Origin of the sequence: Lapillicoccus sp. (assembly GCF_046595215.1) — a bacterium.
Taxonomy (GTDB): domain Bacteria; phylum Actinomycetota; class Actinomycetes; order Actinomycetales; family Dermatophilaceae; genus Lapillicoccus.
The window spans coordinates 1-2,541 of the sequence record NZ_JBKJPP010000097.1; the positions used below are offsets into that span (position 1 = coordinate 1).

Sequence of the window (2,541 nt, forward strand, 5' to 3'; positions counted from 1 at the left end):
TACCCCGCAACCATGACGCGCCCAGATGGGCTACGCCGGGTCAGCACACCAGACAATCAACGGAAGCGATTCACCATGTCCTTTGACTACAAGGTTGCCGACCTGAGCCTCGCCGAGGCCGGCCGCCACCAACTCCGCCTGGCCGAGCACGAGATGCCCGGCCTGATGTCCCTGCGGGAGGAGTTCGGCGAGTCCAAGCCGCTCACCGGCGCCAGGATCGCCGGCTCCCTGCACATGACTGTGCAGACCGGCGTCCTCATCGAGACCCTCACCGCGCTCGGCGCCGAGGTCCGCTGGGCCTCCTGCAACATCTACTCCACCCAGGACGAGGCCGCCGCGGCGGTCGTCGTCGGCCCTCACGGCACCGTGGAGGACCCGCAGGGCGTCCCCGTATTCGCCTGGAAGGGCGAGACGCTCGAGGAGTACTGGGAGTGCACCGACGCCGCCCTCACGTGGCCGGGCGCCGAAGGTCCCAACATGATCCTCGACGACGGCGGCGACGCGACGATGCTCGTGCACAAGGGTCGCGACTGGGAGAAGGCCGGTCAGGTCCCTTCCACGACCGAGGAGGACTCCGAGGAGTTCAGCGTCTTCAAGGAGCTCGTCCGCACCACGCTCAAGACAGACGCCCAGAAGTGGACGACGATCGGCGCGGGCATCAAGGGTGTCACCGAGGAGACGACCACCGGGGTCCTGCGCCTCTACCAGCTCGCCGACGCCGGCGAGCTGCTCTTCCCGGCCATCAACGTCAACGACTCGGTGACCAAGAGCAAGTTCGACAACACGTATGGCTGCCGGCACTCGCTCATCGACGGGCTCAACCGCGCCACCGACGTCCTCATCGGCGGCAAGGTCGCCGTCGTGGCCGGCTTCGGCGACGTGGGCAAGGGCTGCGCCGAGTCGCTGCGCGGCCAGGGCGCCCGCGTGATCGTCACCGAGATCGACCCGATCTGTGCGCTGCAGGCCGCCATGGAGGGCTTCCAGGTCGCTCGCCTCGAGGACGTCCTCGAGACGGCCGACATCTTCATCACGACGACCGGCTGCTACGACGTCATCACGGCAGAGCACATGTCCGCGATGAAGAACAAGGCCATCGTCGCCAACATCGGCCACTTCGACAACGAGATCGACATGGCCGGCCTCGCCAGGCTCCCCGGGATCACCAAGACGGAGATCAAGCCGCAGGTCCACGAGTGGACCTTCTCCACCGGCTCCTCGATCATCGTCCTGTCCGAGGGCCGGCTGATGAACCTCGGCAACGCCACCGGCCACCCGAGCTTCGTGATGAGCAACTCGTTCTCCAACCAGACGATCGCCCAGATCGAGCTGTGGACCAAGAACACGGACTACACCGAGCACGGCAACGGCGTCTCCGTCCTGCCCAAGCACCTCGACGAGAAGGTCGCGCGCCTGCACCTCGACGCGCTCGGCGTGCGGCTCACCGAGCTCAGCAAGCCGCAGGCCGAGTACCTCGGCGTCGACGTGGCCGGCCCCTACAAGTCGGACCACTACCGCTACTGAGGTCGCTCCGGTGAGCTCTCGCTGAGGGCTCCACCAGCTCGAGGTATGCCGTCCGCTCACCCGAGCGGGCGGCATACCCCTGTCCCGGGGGATGCTCACCCGGCGAACTGGACGGACGGCGGGCGACAGTCCCCCGAACGGTGGATGTCCCATCGTGCACCGCGCGGCTACGTTCGGGCCTGTGTCCACACCCGCCGTGCCGACCCCCCGGCGCCCGTCCGTCGACTGGCCGTTGACGCAGACCATCTCCGCGATGATCCTGTGCCTGGCCATCGCCTACCGCTGGTCGACGCTCAAGTCGACCGACTTCTGGGTCGACATCGACGTCTACCTGCGGGGAGCGAACGCACTCCTCCTTGGTGAGGACCTCTACGCCGTGGGCGTGCACGGCCTCAAGTTCACCTACTCCCCGTTCGCCGCGGTCATCTTCACGCCGCTCACGGTGATGCCCGTCCCGGTGCACCGGGTGCTCTTCACCGCCTTGTCGCTGTCGGCCTACGCCTTCGTCATCTGGGCCGTCGCCCGGCGCCTCTCGCTCCGGCAGGCCACCGCCCTCGTCATCGGCCTGGGGGGTCTGGCGACCGAGCCGTTCCTGCGCACCATCCAGCTGGGCCAGGTCAACCTCATCCTCATGGCCATGGTCGTGCTCGACGTCCTGCTCCTGCGCTCGACGCGACGCGGCTACCTCGTGGGCATCGCCGCCGGGATCAAGATCGTGCCGGGCATCTTCATTCTCTACTTCGCCCTCAAACGCGACTGGAAGTCCGTGCGACACAGTGCGGTCGGGTTCCTCGCGTCTGTCGTTGTCGGCGGCCTGGTCGCCCCGGCGGCGACGCGGGAGTACTGGTCCGGTGGTTTCCTGACGATGGACAAGTTCGGCGAGGGCGCCGTCTCGGGGGTGGACAACCAGTCCCTCTCCGCCGTGCTGATGCGCGGGCTCCACCTGTCCCCGCTCCCCACGGCCCTGACCGTGCTCTCCTGCGTCGTCGGTGTCGCGCTGGGGGTCGCGGTCGCCCGGCG

The 2,541-nt window shown here is 67.9% G+C and carries 2 protein-coding genes; both read left to right on the forward strand.

Going from position 1 to position 2,541, the window contains the following annotated elements; all coding sequences use genetic code 11:
• The first annotated feature begins 75 nt into the window (after positions 1-75).
• On the forward strand, positions 76-1,521 hold the full coding sequence (gene ahcY, locus ACLL9L_RS07790) for an adenosylhomocysteinase (protein WP_411284076.1): 1,446 nt from the start codon (positions 76-78) through the stop codon (positions 1,519-1,521).
• Between the two features lie 181 nt (positions 1,522-1,702).
• A partial coding sequence (locus ACLL9L_RS07795; RefSeq protein WP_411284077.1) for a glycosyltransferase 87 family protein occupies positions 1,703-2,541 on the forward strand: 839 nt, incomplete at its 3' end.

What these genes read in the sequence shown, in the direction of transcription:
- ahcY (WP_411284076.1), top strand. Translation starts at nt 76, where the DNA reads ATGTCCTTTGACTACAAGGTTGCCGACCTGAGCCTCGCCGAGGCCGGC.